Here is a 15038-nt window from a genome sequence, read left to right as displayed (position 1 = left end):
CGCCGCGGGGGCGCAGGGCATGCCTCAACGCACCAGATGCAGAAAGTGCAGGTGCTTCTCGTACTGGTCGAGAATGTCGCTGATCACGCCGGCGCGGCTCCAGCCCATGATGTCGTAGTTCTGGCCGCCTTCCTTCAACGAGACTTCGGCGCGGAAGTACTTGCGCTCCTCGCGATCGTCGCCGCCCATGCCCACCAGGGCGAACGCCGGCTGCGCGTAGGCCTTGGGCGCGACCTCGTAGATGAAGTCCACCTCGGCGCCGTGCAGCACTTCCAGGCGCACGCTCTCGGGTTCGACCGTGACGTTGACCTCGCTGCCCTGCTTGCGCAGCTCCCCGGCCACGTCCTGGCAGGCGGGCGCCACCACGTCGGAGAGAAAGCGCTGCACGTGCGAGCGGCGCGGGAAGGTCATGAGGTTGCGCAGGCGGTGGCGCCAGTCCTCGTTGGCGCCGGGCACGCGGGGAGCGAGTTTGGTGAGCCCGCGCGTAGCCCGCTTGGTGACGTCCAGTTGCAAGGCCTTGAGCAGCCCCCAGATGGCGGCCAGCAGCACGATCCCGTAGGGTAGCGCGCTCGCGATGGTGGCGGTCTGCAGCGCGCCCAGCCCGTCCGAGAGCAGCAGGACGATGGCGATCAGCGCAATGAAGGCGGCCCAGAAGATGCGCTGCCATACCGGCGCGTTGTCGTTGCCGCCGGATGCGAGCATGTCGACCACCAGCGCGCCCGAGTCGGCCGAGGTCACGAAGAACACGATGACCATGGCCACGGCGACCCCCGACAGCACACGGGCGAACGGGAACTGCTCCAGGAAGACGAACAGTGCGAGCGAGTTGTCGGCCTGGGTAACGTCCGCCAGGCGCGAGAAGCCCTGGTTGAGCACCATGTCGATGGCCGAATCCCCGAACACGGTCATCCACAGGAAAGTGAAGGCCGTGGGCATGAAGATGACGCCGGCGACGAACTCGCGAATCGTGCGGCCGCGGGAAATGCGCGCGATGAACATGCCGACGAAGGGCGACCACGACAGCCACCACCCCCAGTAGAACAGCGTCCAGCCGCCCAGCCAGTCGGTCTGGTCGTAGGCGTAGAGGTTGAAGGTCTTGCCGACGATCTCCGACAGGTAGGCGCCGGTGTTCTGCACGAAGGCCTGGATCAGGAACACGGTGGGCCCGAGCAGGAGCACGAACAGCATCAGCGCGACCGCGAGCACCATGTTCAGCTCGGACAGGCGGCGAATGCCCTTGTCCAGGCCGCTCACCACGGACAGCGTGGCCATCCCCATCGTCACGATGATGAGGATCACCTGCACGCCCGGCGTCACCGCCAGCCCGAACAGGTGGTTGAAGCCGCTGTTGATCTGCAGCACGCCGAAACCCAGCGAGGTCGCGATGCCGATGACCGTGCCCAAAACGGCGAAGATGTCCGCCGCATGGCCGATGGGCCCGTAGATGCGCTCGCCGATCAGCGGATACAGCGCCGAACGCAGCGTGAGCGGCAGGCCGTGCCGGTAGGCGAAATAGGCCAGAATCAGCGCCACGATGGCATAGATCGCCCAGGCGTGCAGACCCCAATGGAAGAAGGTGATCTTGATCGCCTCGCGCGCGGCCAGCGCCGAATACGGCTCGCCGAACGGCGGATCGATCATGTGCATCAAGGGCTCGGCCACGCCGAAGAACATCAGGCCGATGCCCATGCCCGCGCAGAACAGCATCGCGAACCAGGTCGAATTGCTGTAGTCCGGCGAGCTGTCGTCGGGGCCGAGCTTGATGTCGCCGTAGCGACTGATCATGCAGAACACGGTGATGAGCAGGATCACCGCCACCGCCAGCACGTAGAACCAACCGACGTTGTGGATGATCCAGTCCTGCACGCTGGAGAACAGGCTCTGCGCCTGTGCCTCGAACATCGCCACATACAGGACCAGCAGGAGCAGGAGGCCGGCCGATCCATAAAACACGGGGGGATTGATGCTGATCCGCGGCTTTCGACCGCTGTCGTCGGTGGGCGTGCTCATGTGCGGCTCCAGCTTGTTGCGATACGGTCGTGAACAGCGCCCGGGCCGGCGTCCCGTATCGAGACCGGCCCGGGGACACGCTTTACCTCTGCAGTGCGCTCAGCAGCTCCTCGAGGCCGGATTGCTCGCCATTGAGGCGCAGTTGCCCATCGGTATAGGAAACGCGCATGACGAGATTCTCGCCCTCCTGCACCAGGTAGCCCGTGGAGAGCGCCATCTGGCGCAGGAAGGCGTAGGTGCTTTCAGCCTCGGCCTGCTGCTGTTCGAGCGTCGCGGCTGGCGCGCCCCCGGACGCCGACGCCGTCTTGATGAGGTCGAGCACCATGCCGCGCGAGATGACCAGCGAGCCGTCCAGCGACTGCACCTGTTGCAGCGGATCCGGGGCATCCCCCGCCTCGGGCGCTTCACGCAAGGTGACGTTCAGGCGCACGCTGCTCTCGCCGCCGGGCAGCGTCCAGCGCGCCGGGTCCAGGCCGAAGGAAGGCTTGCCGGGCAGCAGTGCGTTCAGGCTTTCCTCCAGGAAGGCGCTCAGTTTCGGCGGGAACTTGCCGCTCTGGGGGTCCATGGCCTGCGCCTCGGCCAGCAGTTCCGGCTCGATTTCGCGATAGCGGCTCACGATGCCGCGCATGGCTTCGCCGTTCAGGCTGCCGACGCGCATGGTGGCCGCCATCTGCCCGAGGTCCATGCCCATCAGGCGCATGCCGCCGATGCTGTAGTCGACGCGGGCGTTCAGGTTCTGCTCGTCCTCGCCGACCTGGGTGTCGAGCACGTAGTCCTGCAGCACGATGGAGAGCGGCTGGCCCTCTTCGTCGACGGATTCGAGCGTGATCCGGCCCAGGCGCACATGGGCCTTGCCCAGGTAGATGTCGAACTTGCCCTTCTCGTAGTCGACATCGAAGCTCGTGTCCTCGATCATCATGTCGGCGGGCACGTCGTCCGCCACGCCGAGCGCGGCGGCGGACTTGATGCGGATGTTGCCCAGCTTGGCGTCGGCGAGCACGCGGGCGGCGTCGCCCGAGGCCTGGTAGTCGATGGTGCCGCCATCGAACGTGACGGCTGTGCCGTCGTCCTCGAGCGCGAGCGGCGCGAACGTGGCCTGGCCGGTGATGTCGCCTGCGAACGTGAGGGCGGAGCGATCCTGCAGCGGCGGCTGGCCCTTGGCCGACGAGAACCACGCAGCGGCCGCGCCCGAGTTCTCCAGTTGCGTGTGCATGGCGGCCAGCACGGGACCGAATCGCCCCGACGTCAGGCGCGACAGCGGAAACGGCCCGTGCTGCACGTGCGCGTGTATCGGCACGACGTCGCCCGGCGCGAGCACTCCTGGCACGGGGAAGTCGCGCACGGTCAGCGACATGCGCACGTCCGAACTGAACCAGCCGCGGTCATAGCCGGTGACGGCCAGATCCCACGGCAAGGGCTGCGATTGCAGGCTGGATACGTAGTCGCGCAGTTCCTGCTCCACGCGCTTGCCCACATACCAGGATGTGCCCGCCCAGGCGATGCCTGCGACGACGAGAACGCCCACGACCGCTTTTGCTGCTTTCTTCATGTTTTATGAGTGAATCCAAATGTCGCTGCCGGCCATACGGCCGGCTCGGCCAGGAATTATAGGAAGATAGAAAGTTCAGGCCTCTCATACGCTACAGCAAGTTGCAGACCTGATCTTTTTGTTGCACGCACGCATCGCTGGGCGGCAGCGGCAGGGGCTCGGCCGCCGCCACGTAGTCAAAGCCGTGCGCCAGCCCGCCCAGCCGGTCATGCAGGGCATGGGCGCGCTCGCGCAACGCGTGCAGGTAGGCCTGCATGGAGGCGGCGAGCCCGGCGTCGACCAGCCGGGGCAGGCGCGCCTCGCACATGTCGATCTGGGCGTCGATGTAGGTGCGCCCGTAGCGGATCGGGAAGCGATCGTGCCCGATGACGCGAAAACCGGCTTGCGCCAGCGCGCGCAGCACCCAGTCCAGCGGATATTCCCGATAGGTGCGCTCGCCCGCGAGCAGCAGGCAGGCATCGCGCGCGCGTCCCATCTCCACGACCATGCGGCCGGCCTCGTCCTGCGGGAAGCCGGGCACGTAGGGCTGCAGGCCGACCACGTAGAGCCGCCGCCCGACGAGCGGACGCAGGCGTTCGAAAAGCCTGGACTGGAAGTACGGAGCAAAGCCGTCCACCGCGCCGAGCAGATAATCGGCAAGCACCGTGTCGAAGGTCTCGCCGGCCAGCAGCCCGGGGTCGGTCCAGTCGCCCTCCACGATGCGATCCTGTGTCCGCATGGCCCGCCGCACGGCGGTGCGCACTTGGCGCGCCATGCCCTCGGAGGCGGTCACCGCCGTCCATGCCTCGGTCTGCAGCCCGCTCACCCAGCGCAGAGAATGCACGCCCGTGCCCGCGTCGAGCACCCGCCCCCAGGGCAGGCCTCGCTGCAAGGCGGCGATACGACGGAAGATGGGAGAGGAACTCACGAAGCGACGTTGAAAGAAGGGATGCGATAGGAAACCGAGGCGAGGCGGACGGCGGACGGCGGACGGCGGACGGCCATCATGGTAACAGCCGGTTGCCACGAGCCACCACCCCCGGCCGCGGGGCTGCGTAATCCGGCGGGTGGTTGCCGGTCCGCCTGCTATCATGCCGCCCTCGCCCGCCGCCGCTCGGGCCGATGCTTTCCTGCGCGCCATGCCCGCCATCACTAACATTGCCGCCTACCGCTTCGTCGCGCTCGACGACCTGCCCGCGCTGCGCGAACGCCTGTACGAGCTCGCCCACGCTCAGGGCCTGTCCGGTACCGTGCTGCTCGCGCCCGAAGGCATCAACCTGTTCCTGGCGGGTGCCATGACGGGCATCGAGGCCTTTCTGGGCGCCCTGGGCGAGGACGCCCGCTTCGCAAGCCTGGACGCGAAGTACAGCGAATCCGCCACAGTGCCGTTTCGCCGCCTGCGCGTGCGCATCAAGCGCGAGATCATCCGGATGGACCACCCGGCGATCCGTCCCGTGGCCGGCCGGGCGCCGGCGCTCGCCCCGCGCACGCTGCGGCGCTGGCTGGACACCGGCCGGGACGACGACGGGCGCGAGGTGGTGCTGCTCGACACGCGCAACGCCTTCGAGGCCGACACCGGCACGTTCGAGAACGCCCTGGACTTTCGCATCGGCAAGTTCACCGAGTTCCCGGCCGCCGTGCTCGCCCGGCGCGACGCCCTGCGCGACAAGACGGTGGTGACCTTCTGCACCGGCGGCATACGTTGCGAGAAGGCCGCGATCTACATGGCCGAGGCCGGCATCGAGAACGTGCTGCAACTCGATGGCGGCATCCTCAAGTATTTCGAAGAGACCGATGGCGCGGGCTATCGCGGCGCCTGCTTCGTGTTCGACGAGCGCATCGCGCTGGACAAGTCGCTGGCGCCAGTCGCGGCCTGACGGCCCGGCCGCGCCTGTCCGCGCAGCCTGCGGCTTCGTGCACGGCGGCGGCTAATGGAAGTCGCGGCTCGAGGTCTCCAGTTGCCCCAGCCAGGCCGTCAGATCGACCAGGCGCCGGGCGATCAGATGGCTCACGCCCTCCTTCTGCTGCCACTCCCCCTGCACCCCCATCAGCCGTGAACCCAGCAAGGCCCGGCGCTGCGTCTCGAGCACCTTGGGCCAGACGATCACGTTCAACGGCCCGGTTTCGTCCTCCAGGGTGACGAACACCGTGCCCTTGGCCGTGCCGGGCCGCTGGCGGCCGACCACGATGCCGCAGCCCCATACCCGCCGCCCATTGGGCGTGTCGAGCAGTTCGGCGCTGCTCAGGTAGCCGCGCCCGCGCAGGCGCTCGCGCAGCAGCGCCAGGGGATGGCGCCCCAGGGTCAGGCGCAGCGCACGGTAGTCGGCCACGATCTCCTGCGCTTCGGACGGCGCGCGCAGCACCGGCGCGGGCTCGACGACGGCGCCCTCGGCTTCGGCGAGCAGGTCGAGCTGGACCACCGCGTCGGCCGCCTGCCACGCCGCAGCGCGGCGATGCCCGGCCAGGCCGCGCAAGGCGTCGGCCGCGGCCAGCGCCTGTACGTCGTGCCGGCTGAGCTGGGCGCGCAGGGCCAGATCCGCCACGCTGCGAAAAGCGCCGTCGCGCAGGCGGGCCGCCTCGATGCGCAGGGCGGCCGCCTCGCCCAGGCTCTTGATCTGGTTCAGTCCCAGGCGCACACCGACGCGGCGCAGGGCGCAGGGATCGTCGGGCACCATCGGCACCGCCGCCGACAGCGGCTGGCCGCAAGGGTCGTCCGGCGCATCGAAGCGCACCAAGGCCGCCTCCCAGCCGCTGTACCGCACGTCCACCGGCAATACCCGCACGCCATGACGGCGGGCATCCTGCACCAATTGCGACGGGCTGTAGAACCCCATGGGCTGGCTGTTCAGCAGCGCGGCCAGGAAGGCCTGCGGATGATGGTGCTTCAACCAGGCGCTGGCATAGGCCAGCAGGGCAAAGCTCGCCGCATGGGATTCGGGAAAGCCGTATTCGCCGAAACCCTGCATCTGGCGGAAGATGGCGTCGGCGAACTCGCGTTCGTAGCCGTTGCCGACCATGCCGGCGATCAGCTCGTCGTGAAAGCCTTCCAGCCCACCCTTGCGGCGCCATGCCGCCATCGAGCGGCGCAGTTTGTCGGCCTTGCCGGGAGAGAATCCGCCCGCCATCACGGCGATCTGCATCACCTGCTCCTGGAAGATCGGTACGCCCAGGGTGCGCTTGAGGGCCGACTCCAGGCTGGGCGGCCTGGGCTTGCCGGGCATGTCCTTGGCCACCGGCACGGTCCAGCGTTCGAGCTTCTGCCGGCGCCGCAGGTAGGGATGCACCATGTCGCCCTGGATCGGCCCGGGCCGCACGATCGCGACCTGGATCACCAGGTCGTAGTATTCGCGGGGCCGCAAGCGCGGCAGCATGCTCATCTGCGCGCGCGATTCGATCTGGAAGGTCCCCATGGTGTCGGCACGGCAGATCATGTCGTAGGTGGGTATGCAGTCCGGCGGAATGTGATGCAGCGCCCAGGGCTCGCCGCGCTGCGCCGACACGAAGGCCAGCGCGCGGCGCAGCACCGTCAGCATGCCTAGCGCCAGCACGTCGACCTTGAGCAGGCCGGCCGCGTCCAGGTCGTCCTTGTCCCACTGCACCACGCTGCGATCGGGCATGGCGGCGTTCTCGATGGGCACGATGCGCGAGAGCTGGTCGCGCGAGATCACGAAGCCGCCCGGATGCTGCGACAGGTGGCGCGGAAAGCCGTGGATGCGCAGGACCAGCTCGGCCCACAGATGAGCGATGGGCGAGGTGTCGTCCACCCCTGCCTCGGCCATGCGTTCGAGCAGCGCCGAGCGGCCGTCCCACCACTGCTGCCCCTTGGCCACCGCGTCGATCACGGCGGCATCCACGCCCAGCGCCTTGCCGACATCCCGCAGGGCCCCGCGCGAGCGATAGGTGATGACCACCGCCGCCAGCGCCGCCCGGTTCCGGCCGTACTTCTGGTAGATGTACTGGATCACCTCTTCGCGGCGCTGATGCTCGAAATCGACGTCGATGTCGGGCGGCTCGTTGCGCTCCTTGCTGATGAAGCGCTCGAAGAGCGGCACGGTGTCCAGCGGGTCGGCCGCCGTCACGCCCAGGCAGTAGCACACCACCGAATTCGCCGCCGAGCCTCGGCCCTGGCACAGGATGCCGCGGCGGCGTGCCTCCCTGACGAGGTCGTACACGGTGAGGAAATAGGCCTCGTAGCGCAGCTCGGCGATCAGCGACAGCTCGTACTCGATGCAATAGGCGATGGCGGGCGGTACGCCTTGTGGAAACTTCTCGGCAGCGCCCAGATAGGCTTGTTCGCACAAATACTCGGCGGGCGAATAGCCTGCCGGCACGATCTCCTCCGGGTAGTTGTAGCTCAGGTCGCGTTTCAGGTCGAAATCGCACATCCGCGCCATGCGCACCGACTCGGCCAAGGTCTCCGGGGGGTACAGCATCTCCAGGCGATCGCGCGCGCGCAGGTGTTGCTCGGCATTCTGCGCCAGCGCATACCCGCAGGCCTGGACCGGCTGCCCCAGCCGGATCGCAGCCAGCGTATCGAGCAGCGGCTTGCACGAACGCCTGTGCATGCGCACGTCGCCCACGGCCACCACCGGCACCCGGTGCCGCGCGCCGGCCGCGAGCACCCGGGCCCGGTGCTCGGCGTCCCTGGGCCGATTGAGCAGGCAAAGCCCCAGCCACAGGCGTTCGCCGAAGACCGCGCTCGCCCAGGTGACCTGCTCGTCCAGGACGGCATCCGTCGCGCCGTAGGGCAGCGGGAGAATGACCAGACAATTCGGCAGGCCGCTCAGGTCGCTGGCCCCGGCCGGCGGGTCGGTGAAATCCCGACGCTCGATGCGGTACTCCCCCTTGACGGCGCGTGAACGGGCCAGCGTGATGAGTTCGACCAGGTTGCCGTAACCCTCGCGATCCTGGCAGAGCGCCACCAGTTCGAGCGGCGCACTCTCCGGCTCGCCATGCAGACGGAAGCTGCTGCCCACGACGAACTGGATCAAGGGCTCGCATCGCTGTCCGGCCGTCTCGTTTTCCTCCAGCATCGCGACATGGGCCTTGACCACACCGGCCACCGAGCACTCGTCGGTCAACGCGATCGCCCGGTAGCCCAGCTCGCGGGCGCGCGCGACCAGTTCCTCGGGATGCGAGGCGCCGTCGAGAAAGGAATAGTTGCTGCGGCATTGCAACTCGGCGTAGTCGGGCAGCTCGCGCTCGTCGCCCAGGCGGCGCAGCAAGGCATTGAGGACAGGCGGCAGCCCGCCCGCTACGCTGGCCTCCTGGCCGGGAGGCGCGACCCCGGCCGGCGAGCCTGCGCCCTCCCGTCCGAAGCGGCTCATGCAAACCACCCCTGCAGAAACCAGGGGGCGGGTTCGGGACCGCGCTCGCGGTAGACCCAGCAGCGCCGGTGGAGGTGGTCTTCGGCGATGTAGTAGTCGCGGGCGGCGAGAGGGCCGTCCCACCAGGCGGCTTCGATGCGGTCGGGGCCCTGCAGCAGGCGTAGGGGAGCGCCGGCATGCAGCGGGCGATCGCCGGTGGCGGCGAGCGGCTGGGGTTCGGCCAGCAGCCAGAAGGGACGCTCGCCGCGCGGGGCTGCGGGCAATGGCCGCTGTGGCGGGTCGAACTCGGCGGGCTCCCATGTATTCGCGCGTTCAGGCCGGTAATCGGCCAGCACGCCCGGCTGTTGCAGGCGTTCGCGGCCGATGCGGGCGGCCAGCAGTTCGAGCAGCCGCCGGTGCTCGGACGGCGTGCCGCCAGGCTCGCGGAACAGGCCCGCGCTTTGCCCGTCGAGCGGCACCGTCTCGCAATCGGCAAGCTGGACTGCGATCACGGGCGCGGGCAGGACCAGGCGGGCCAGTCGTTCGCGCACCAGGCGGACCAGATGCTCGGGCTGCGAGGCCGGCTCGCCCAGCCGCAGGGACAGCGTCGAAGCCGGGCGCGCATGGCGGCCACGCTCATGGTGCAGGTGGATCGCAAAGGCGGCCAGCGCGCGCTGGCGTGCCGCCAGCCAGCCACACAGCGGCTGGACGAGCCGCTCGACCGCATGCCAGGCGGCCTCCGCGTGATCGATACGCTCGGCCAGTTCGATCTTGCGATCGAAGCGCAACGGCGGCTCCACCCAGCGCCAGGCGCTCGCCTGCCGGCCGTAGGCCTGATCCAGCCGGCGGCCCAGCGCGGGCCCGACGCGCCGCTGCAAACTGCCGCGCGGCAGCCGACGCAGGCCACCCAGCGTACGGCAGCCGATGTCGGCCAGCCAGTCGGCGTGCGCCTGCGCCTCGGGCAAGGCCCGCCACGGCAGCCGGTCGAGCACCGGCGCCAGCCGCGCCGGCCGCAACACCCGCCGCTGCCCCTGCCTGGCCTGCGCCAGCAGCCATGCGCCGTCGGCGGTCGGGGCCATGCCCAGCCCGCCCGCATGGCCCAACGCCTGCAATGTCCGCCGAACCTTGCGCGACAAGGCCAGCGGCCCGCCGAACATGCGCAGGCTGGCCGTCACGTCCAGCAGGACGGCATGGTGCTCGGCCAGGGCCACCTGCGGTGTGTAGCGCAGCATCGCCTGGGCAATGCTGTCCACGGCGGCGGCCTCCCGGCCAGGATCGCGCGGCAGCAGCAGGACGCCCGGGGCGATGGCCAGGACGCCGTTGCGGCGCATGCCGGGCGTCACGCCGCGCCGGGCCGCGGCAGCGTTCACCGCGATCACGCGCTCGTCTTCGACCACGGCCACGCCGGCCGCGTCCTGTATCAGCGTGCCGACGCCCGCCGCCGGCGTGCCGGCAGCGGATGGCGCGCAATGCGCCGCCCCGGGCCCGCGCGACGCGCGCACATCCTGGCCCGCCACGGCAGCCGCCACGAAGTGGGGTGCGGACGGCGCGTCAGAACACAATACGTCCAGGCTCAGACGCCACGGGTGCAGACAGATCCAGAGTGCCATGGGGCAAAAGCGTGACAGGCAGCAGCGGCGCCACAGGCGCGGGCGCATGCAAGGGAACGAAAATGGGTAGATCGCGCGGCGGACCCCGTCGCTTGACGACCCGCACGGCCACGCCACCCGGCGCGGGATGCAGCGCAAGCCGCAATACGGCGGCGGACGCGCGCTGGGCCGCCCCCAGCGGCCGGAATGCGACGAACAAGGTATCCGTCTCCTGTGCAGCCCCATGCAGGCGACGCAGGGCGGCGCCCGGCACCTGGGGCAGCCAGCACAGCAGCGCTGCGCAACTGCCGTTGCGCAATATCTGCTCGGCGCACCACAGGGCATCGTTGAGGTGCTCCGGCTGGACCCACAGCAGGCGGGACGGGTCCAGCCCCCAGGCGAGCCAGGCATCGCGGTTGGGGATGGCGGGTGGCTGCACCAGGGCCACCCGGCGGCGGCTCGACAGGCTCGCCAGGGCCGGCCGCAGCAACTGGAGCTCGCCCAGGCCGCAGGCATCGAGCAGCAGTTCGGTGAGCGCGCCGCAAGGCCAGCCTCCGCCCGGCAGCTCGGCCGACAAGGCAGCATGCCCGGTCGGGATGCAACGCCCCGCGGCCGTGCTCAGTTCGGAAGCACGCCAGACACCGGGATGCGGCAAGGGCGGAGAAGAAGAAAGGGACGACATGGACGGCCTCGATGATACTGTATGAATATACAGTATTCGACAGAGCCAGGCGCGACCGGCCCGGACGGCCTTCCGCTCAAGGCCGGGCCAAGGGCAGGTCGGTATGCGCCACCCGCTGGAACCCCGCCGTCCCATGGTCCCAGCGCTCCACGGCGCATGCCCCCCGCGGGTGCCCAGCGTCGTACAGGATGAGATTCACGGAATTGGACACGTTTTCGCGCACCCGGCTGGACAAGGCCGTGCCGGCCTGGATCGCCCACCCGCTGCGCGAACCGTCGCCGGCCAGCGGCAAGACATAGGGCAGATGGATGTGGCCGCCCAGGATCAGATCCGCGCCGGCCGCAAGCCAGGCCGGTACGGCAGACGCGCGCCCGATCAGCAGGTTCTTCCGATCGCCCTGCGACCACGCCCGTACCGGATGATGCAACATGACGATGCGCAGTTGTCCGGGCAAGGCCGCCGCCAGGTGCCCGCTCACGCGTGCCACCTGCTCCGGCGTCACTTCGCCGTTCTTGTGTCGGCCCGCCCGCGTGCTGTTCACGCCGACCACCAGCAGGCGCGGCTCCGCAAAGACCGGCTCCAGGCGCTGGCCGAAGGCCCGCCGGTAATTGCCATAGGGATTGCGCCAACGCGCCCACAGATTGAAGAGCGGCAGATCATGGTTGCCCGGCACCGCGACCACAGGCGCGGGCAGCGTGTCTGCAAAGGCCCGGGCGGCCGCGAACTGCCAGCGGCGCGCCCGCTGCGTGATGTCGCCGGACAGGAGGACCACGTCGGGTGCCAGCCTCTCGGCGAGTGCCTGCAGCGCCGTGAGCACCTGCGGCCGCTCGGTGCCGAAGTGCGGGTCGGAGAGGTGCAATATGCGCATCATGCCGCCCTCCCCGCAGCCCCGGGATCGCCGCGATCGGCGCCGACCACCAGCCGCAGAGGACGCGGCGCCACGGCAAAGCTCAAGGGCGTCGGCAGATGATGAATCTCACCGTCCATCGCTACCTTGACCCGGCGCCGTCCGCGCATGGCCACTTCCATCTGCCGGAACCCGAAATGGCTGACTTCCTCGGCCTCGCCCAGACGGCTGAGGGCGCCGCGCAGCAGCAGCCAGTACATCTCCAGCGTACCGACCGGGCGCACCGCCATCGCCACCAGTTCGCCCCGGGTCAACGGCCGGCCGTCCACCCCGATCTGCTCGAGTTGCAGCGCATTGTTCCCGACCACCAGGGTTGGTGTGCGTATCGTGCGCACCCGCGCGGGACGCTCGTCATGCGCTGCCGCGGCTTCGTCCTCGTGGCCATAGCGCAGCGTCAGCACGAGTTCCCCACGCTCGCGCAGCAGCGTCACCAAGCCGGACCAGAGCGCCACGAGCCGGCTGCGCCCGAAACGCTGCTTGTAGGCCTCGCGATCCTCCAGCACATCCGGGTACAGGCCGAGACTGGCGTTCACCAGGAACAGGATGTCGTTCACCATGCCGACCTGCACCGGCTCGATACGCCCGCGCAGCAGCAAAGGCGCGGCTTCGGCCATCTCGGCAGGAATGCCATAGCACCGGCCGAAATAGTTGAACGTGCCCTGGGGCAGGATGCCGAAGGGCAGATCGTGCCGCCAGGCCTGGCCGGCCACGGCGCTCAGCGTCCCATCGCCGCCGCATGCGACCAGGATCGCACCCCGCGCCCGCGCCTGCTGTGCCGCTTCGGCAGCGGCCTGCGGGATGTCTGCGCCCGGCACGGCGACGAGCTCATAGCTTCTCCCAGAATCGGAGAACGCCTGTTCGATTTCGGCGCGCTTTTCTGCCTCGCCGTTCCTGCCCGAGCCTGCATTCATCACGATGATGAAGGGTTCGGCTCCTTTCAGGCGCATGGTCGTCCCCTCGTAGCTGCACCGCATCAAGCAAGCACGGTGCCCGTGCAGCCCTTGCATGAGGCCGAGCCCGCCCCTGGCATCCCGCGGCGTGGCACGTGGGTTGCTGTAAGCCTTGCGACCCCTCCAAAGGAGCTAACCCATGCTCAGATACGCTGTCATCTTCTTCATCATCGCCATCGTCGCTGCCGTCTTCGGCTTCGGCGGCATCGCCTCCGGCGCGGCCTCCATCGCGCAGATCCTGTTCTTCGTCTTCCTCGTCCTGGCTGTGCTGTCCCTCATCGGCAACATTTTCCGGCGCTGACGTGTCCCTCTCGATAGAGCTGCATCCATCATGAATACTCGTCCTTTCTCTCTTGCCCTTTTCCTGGCCCTCAGCGCCACTGCGCTAAGCATCCCGACGCTCAGCACGGCAGCCAATACGGAACGGCCGGTCGGCGAACGGATGCGCGAAGGCGCGCACACGGTCGGCGAAAAGGTCAAGGAAGGCGCAGGAGCCGTTGGCGAATATGCCAGCGACGCCACGATCACCGGCAAGGTGAAAACCGCTTTCGTAGCGAACGAAAACGTCAAGGCCTTGGACGTGAGCGTGGAAACCAAGGATCGCATCGTCTACCTGACCGGCGCCGTGGAGACCCCGGAGCAATCCGCCACGGCAGAAAGGCTGGCCAGCGAAGTCAAGGACGTGCGCTCGGTGGTGAACCATCTGACGCTCAAGACCAATCGGTGACCGGAACGGCGGCCTAGTGCCGTCGTGAGCTTGCGCCGTCATGGGAAACCGTGACGGCGCTTTTTTGTGCGCCCGGCAAAGGCGCAAAAAAACCCGCGGAACGCATAGCGTTCCGCGGGTTCTGCGTTCGCCGGGACGAGCCCGGCGACGTCTCTCGCTTCAGACGAGCGCGGCGTGAACCGCGCCAGGCTGATTAGAAGCGGTGACGGATACCGACGGCGTAGGCCTTGCTGTCGAAGTCGCTGTCGTACCAAGCCTTGTCGGCGTACGAGAAGAACGCGTACAGGTTGGTGCGCTTGGACAGGTCGTACGTAGCGCCGATCGAGTAGACGTTTTGCTTCGAGTCGAAGCCGTTGTCGGCGAGGTAGCCGCTCTTCGGCTCGTTACGCTGCCAGGAACCGAACACGGCGGCTTGGCCAACCGGCACGCTCAGGCCGACCATGTAGGCATTGACCTTGCCGTCCGGGAAGTAGCGCAGGGTGCCGCTGCTGGGCAGTTGGCCAACCACGTCGCCGTTGCCCGGGTTGGTGTAGCCGTGCTTCATTTGCGACCAGGCAGCGTAGGCCTTGACCACGTTGAAGTCCCAGGTGCCGCCAACGGTGTAGTTGTACGGATCCTTGCCGCCCATGGCGGTGTTCCAGGCGGTCGTGTCGCCGATGTAGGCACGCTCGTAGGCGGCGCCGACGGCGAACGGGCCGTTGGCATACTTCAGGCCAACGCTGACCAGACGGTTGCTGTTGTCGGAGGTGGCAACACCGCCGTCGTAGTTGAAGCTGTAGCCGACCATACCGCGGAAGCCAGCGACGTCCGGGGTGATGTAGGACACGGTGTTGTCAGCACGGTTGGTGCTGACGCCGTTCATCGAGGAGCCGATGGCGGCTTGTTGGAAGCCCGTGCCGAACGGATCGATGAAGGCCATCGTGTCCGACGAAGCAGTGACTTGGCGACCGAAACGGGTTTCACCCCAGGCGCCCGACAGACCACCCCAGGCGGCGCGGCCGAACAGGCGGCTGCCTTGGAGCTGGGTGCCACGGCCGACGTCAAAGCCGCTTTCCAGTTGGAAGTTGGCGCGCAGACCATTGCCCAGATCTTCCGTACCACGCAGACCCCAGCGCGAGCCGGACTGAACGCCGCTCACCATGCCGTAGGAGCTGTCTTGGTCGTGCTTGTTCGTGCCGCCGATACCGACGTCAACGATACCGTACAGGGTGACAGAGCTTTGCGCTTGGGCGACGCCGGCGAAGCCAGCCAGCAGAGCCGCGGCCAAAAGAGTCTTTTTCATTCAAATCTCCAGTCGATTAAGAGAAGCCACTGTGCCAGTACTGCATTCGTTGCGCGC

At 68.4% G+C, this 15038-nt stretch carries 12 protein-coding genes; 3 read left to right on the top strand and 9 right to left on the bottom strand.

Annotation, left to right across the window (positions count from 1 at the left end):
- Positions 1 to 24: 24 nt before the first annotated feature.
- From FOZ76_RS18510 to FOZ76_RS18500, 3 genes are all read right to left on the bottom strand, one after another.
- The gene (locus FOZ76_RS18510) at positions 25 to 2010 is read right to left on the bottom strand and encodes a BCCT family transporter (protein ID WP_143949766.1); all 1986 of its coding nucleotides are present in this window, start codon (positions 2008 to 2010) and stop codon (positions 25 to 27) included.
- Between the two features lie 82 nt (positions 2011 to 2092).
- Positions 2093 to 3559, bottom strand: coding sequence for a YdgA family protein (locus tag FOZ76_RS18505; protein ID WP_143949765.1), 1467 nt, complete (start codon positions 3557 to 3559; stop codon positions 2093 to 2095).
- Positions 3560 to 3650: 91 nt separating this feature from the next.
- Positions 3651 to 4466 carry a class I SAM-dependent methyltransferase gene (locus tag FOZ76_RS18500; RefSeq protein WP_143949764.1) on the bottom strand — a complete coding sequence of 272 codons (816 nt, stop codon included), beginning with the start codon at positions 4464 to 4466 and terminating at the stop codon, positions 3651 to 3653.
- 211 nt (positions 4467 to 4677) lie between these two features.
- Here FOZ76_RS18500 and FOZ76_RS18495 point away from each other — a divergent pair, with 211 nt between their 5' ends.
- Positions 4678 to 5415, top strand: coding sequence for a sulfurtransferase (locus tag FOZ76_RS18495; RefSeq protein WP_143949763.1), 738 nt, complete (start codon positions 4678 to 4680; stop codon positions 5413 to 5415).
- Between the two features lie 51 nt (positions 5416 to 5466).
- Here FOZ76_RS18495 and FOZ76_RS18490 read toward each other — a convergent pair whose 3' ends face one another.
- The 5 genes from FOZ76_RS18490 to FOZ76_RS18470 form a co-directional block, all read right to left on the bottom strand.
- On the bottom strand, positions 5467 to 8865 hold the full coding sequence (locus FOZ76_RS18490) for an error-prone DNA polymerase (protein ID WP_143949762.1): 3399 nt from the start codon (positions 8863 to 8865) through the stop codon (positions 5467 to 5469).
- A complete protein-coding gene (locus tag FOZ76_RS18485) occupies positions 8862 to 10454 on the bottom strand; it encodes a Y-family DNA polymerase (RefSeq protein ID WP_246129623.1) in 1593 nt (530 codons plus the stop codon). Before FOZ76_RS18485 ends, FOZ76_RS18490 begins: the two co-directional genes overlap by 4 nt.
- Complete coding sequence (gene imuA / locus FOZ76_RS18480) at positions 10396 to 11115, bottom strand: translesion DNA synthesis-associated protein ImuA (RefSeq protein WP_143949761.1); 720 nt, start codon at positions 11113 to 11115, stop codon at positions 10396 to 10398. Before imuA ends, FOZ76_RS18485 begins: the two co-directional genes overlap by 59 nt.
- A gap of 76 nt (positions 11116 to 11191) precedes the next feature.
- Positions 11192 to 11986 (bottom strand): metallophosphoesterase family protein, encoded by a 795-nt coding sequence (locus FOZ76_RS18475; protein WP_143949760.1) that lies wholly within the window; start codon positions 11984 to 11986, stop codon positions 11192 to 11194.
- On the bottom strand, positions 11983 to 12969 hold the full coding sequence (locus tag FOZ76_RS18470) for a diacylglycerol/lipid kinase family protein (RefSeq protein WP_246129621.1): 987 nt from the start codon (positions 12967 to 12969) through the stop codon (positions 11983 to 11985). Before FOZ76_RS18470 ends, FOZ76_RS18475 begins: the two co-directional genes overlap by 4 nt.
- A gap of 142 nt (positions 12970 to 13111) precedes the next feature.
- On the opposite strand from FOZ76_RS18470, the gene FOZ76_RS18465 reads away from it, so the two are divergent.
- Both FOZ76_RS18465 and FOZ76_RS18460 read left to right on the top strand, forming a co-directional pair.
- Positions 13112 to 13273 (top strand): DUF1328 domain-containing protein, encoded by a 162-nt coding sequence (locus FOZ76_RS18465; protein ID WP_143949758.1) that lies wholly within the window; start codon positions 13112 to 13114, stop codon positions 13271 to 13273.
- A gap of 30 nt (positions 13274 to 13303) precedes the next feature.
- Positions 13304 to 13699 (top strand): BON domain-containing protein, encoded by a 396-nt coding sequence (locus FOZ76_RS18460; RefSeq protein ID WP_143949757.1) that lies wholly within the window; start codon positions 13304 to 13306, stop codon positions 13697 to 13699.
- Between the two features lie 193 nt (positions 13700 to 13892).
- Here FOZ76_RS18460 and FOZ76_RS18455 read toward each other — a convergent pair whose 3' ends face one another.
- Positions 13893 to 14981, bottom strand: coding sequence for a porin (locus FOZ76_RS18455; RefSeq protein ID WP_143949756.1), 1089 nt, complete (start codon positions 14979 to 14981; stop codon positions 13893 to 13895).
- Positions 14982 to 15038 lie beyond the last annotated feature (57 nt).

Source organism: Verticiella sediminum (assembly GCF_007558815.1).
GTDB classification, from domain to species: Bacteria; Pseudomonadota; Gammaproteobacteria; order Burkholderiales; family Burkholderiaceae_B; genus Verticiella; species Verticiella sediminum.
Note: the sequence above shows the minus strand (reverse complement) of the source record. Positions and strands in the feature narration are given on the sequence as shown.

Excerpts from the sequence above, each read along its gene's own strand:
- FOZ76_RS18510 (WP_143949766.1), bottom strand. The coding sequence starts at position 2,010 with ATGAGCACGCCCACCGACGACAGCGGTCGAAAGCCGCGGATCAGCATC.
- FOZ76_RS18505 (WP_143949765.1), bottom strand. The coding sequence starts at position 3,559 with ATGAAGAAAGCAGCAAAAGCGGTCGTGGGCGTTCTCGTCGTCGCAGGC.
- FOZ76_RS18495 (WP_143949763.1), top strand. The coding sequence starts at position 4,678 with ATGCCCGCCATCACTAACATTGCCGCCTACCGCTTCGTCGCGCTCGAC.
- FOZ76_RS18490 (WP_143949762.1), bottom strand. The coding sequence starts at position 8,865 with ATGAGCCGCTTCGGACGGGAGGGCGCAGGCTCGCCGGCCGGGGTCGCG.
- FOZ76_RS18485 (WP_246129623.1), bottom strand. The coding sequence starts at position 10,454 with ATGGCACTCTGGATCTGTCTGCACCCGTGGCGTCTGAGCCTGGACGTA.
- imuA (WP_143949761.1), bottom strand. The coding sequence starts at position 11,115 with ATGTCGTCCCTTTCTTCTTCTCCGCCCTTGCCGCATCCCGGTGTCTGG.
- FOZ76_RS18475 (WP_143949760.1), bottom strand. The coding sequence starts at position 11,986 with ATGATGCGCATATTGCACCTCTCCGACCCGCACTTCGGCACCGAGCGG.
- FOZ76_RS18470 (WP_246129621.1), bottom strand. The coding sequence starts at position 12,969 with ATGCGCCTGAAAGGAGCCGAACCCTTCATCATCGTGATGAATGCAGGC.
- FOZ76_RS18465 (WP_143949758.1), top strand. The coding sequence starts at position 13,112 with ATGCTCAGATACGCTGTCATCTTCTTCATCATCGCCATCGTCGCTGCC.
- FOZ76_RS18460 (WP_143949757.1), top strand. The coding sequence starts at position 13,304 with ATGAATACTCGTCCTTTCTCTCTTGCCCTTTTCCTGGCCCTCAGCGCC.
- FOZ76_RS18455 (WP_143949756.1), bottom strand. The coding sequence starts at position 14,981 with ATGAAAAAGACTCTTTTGGCCGCGGCTCTGCTGGCTGGCTTCGCCGGC.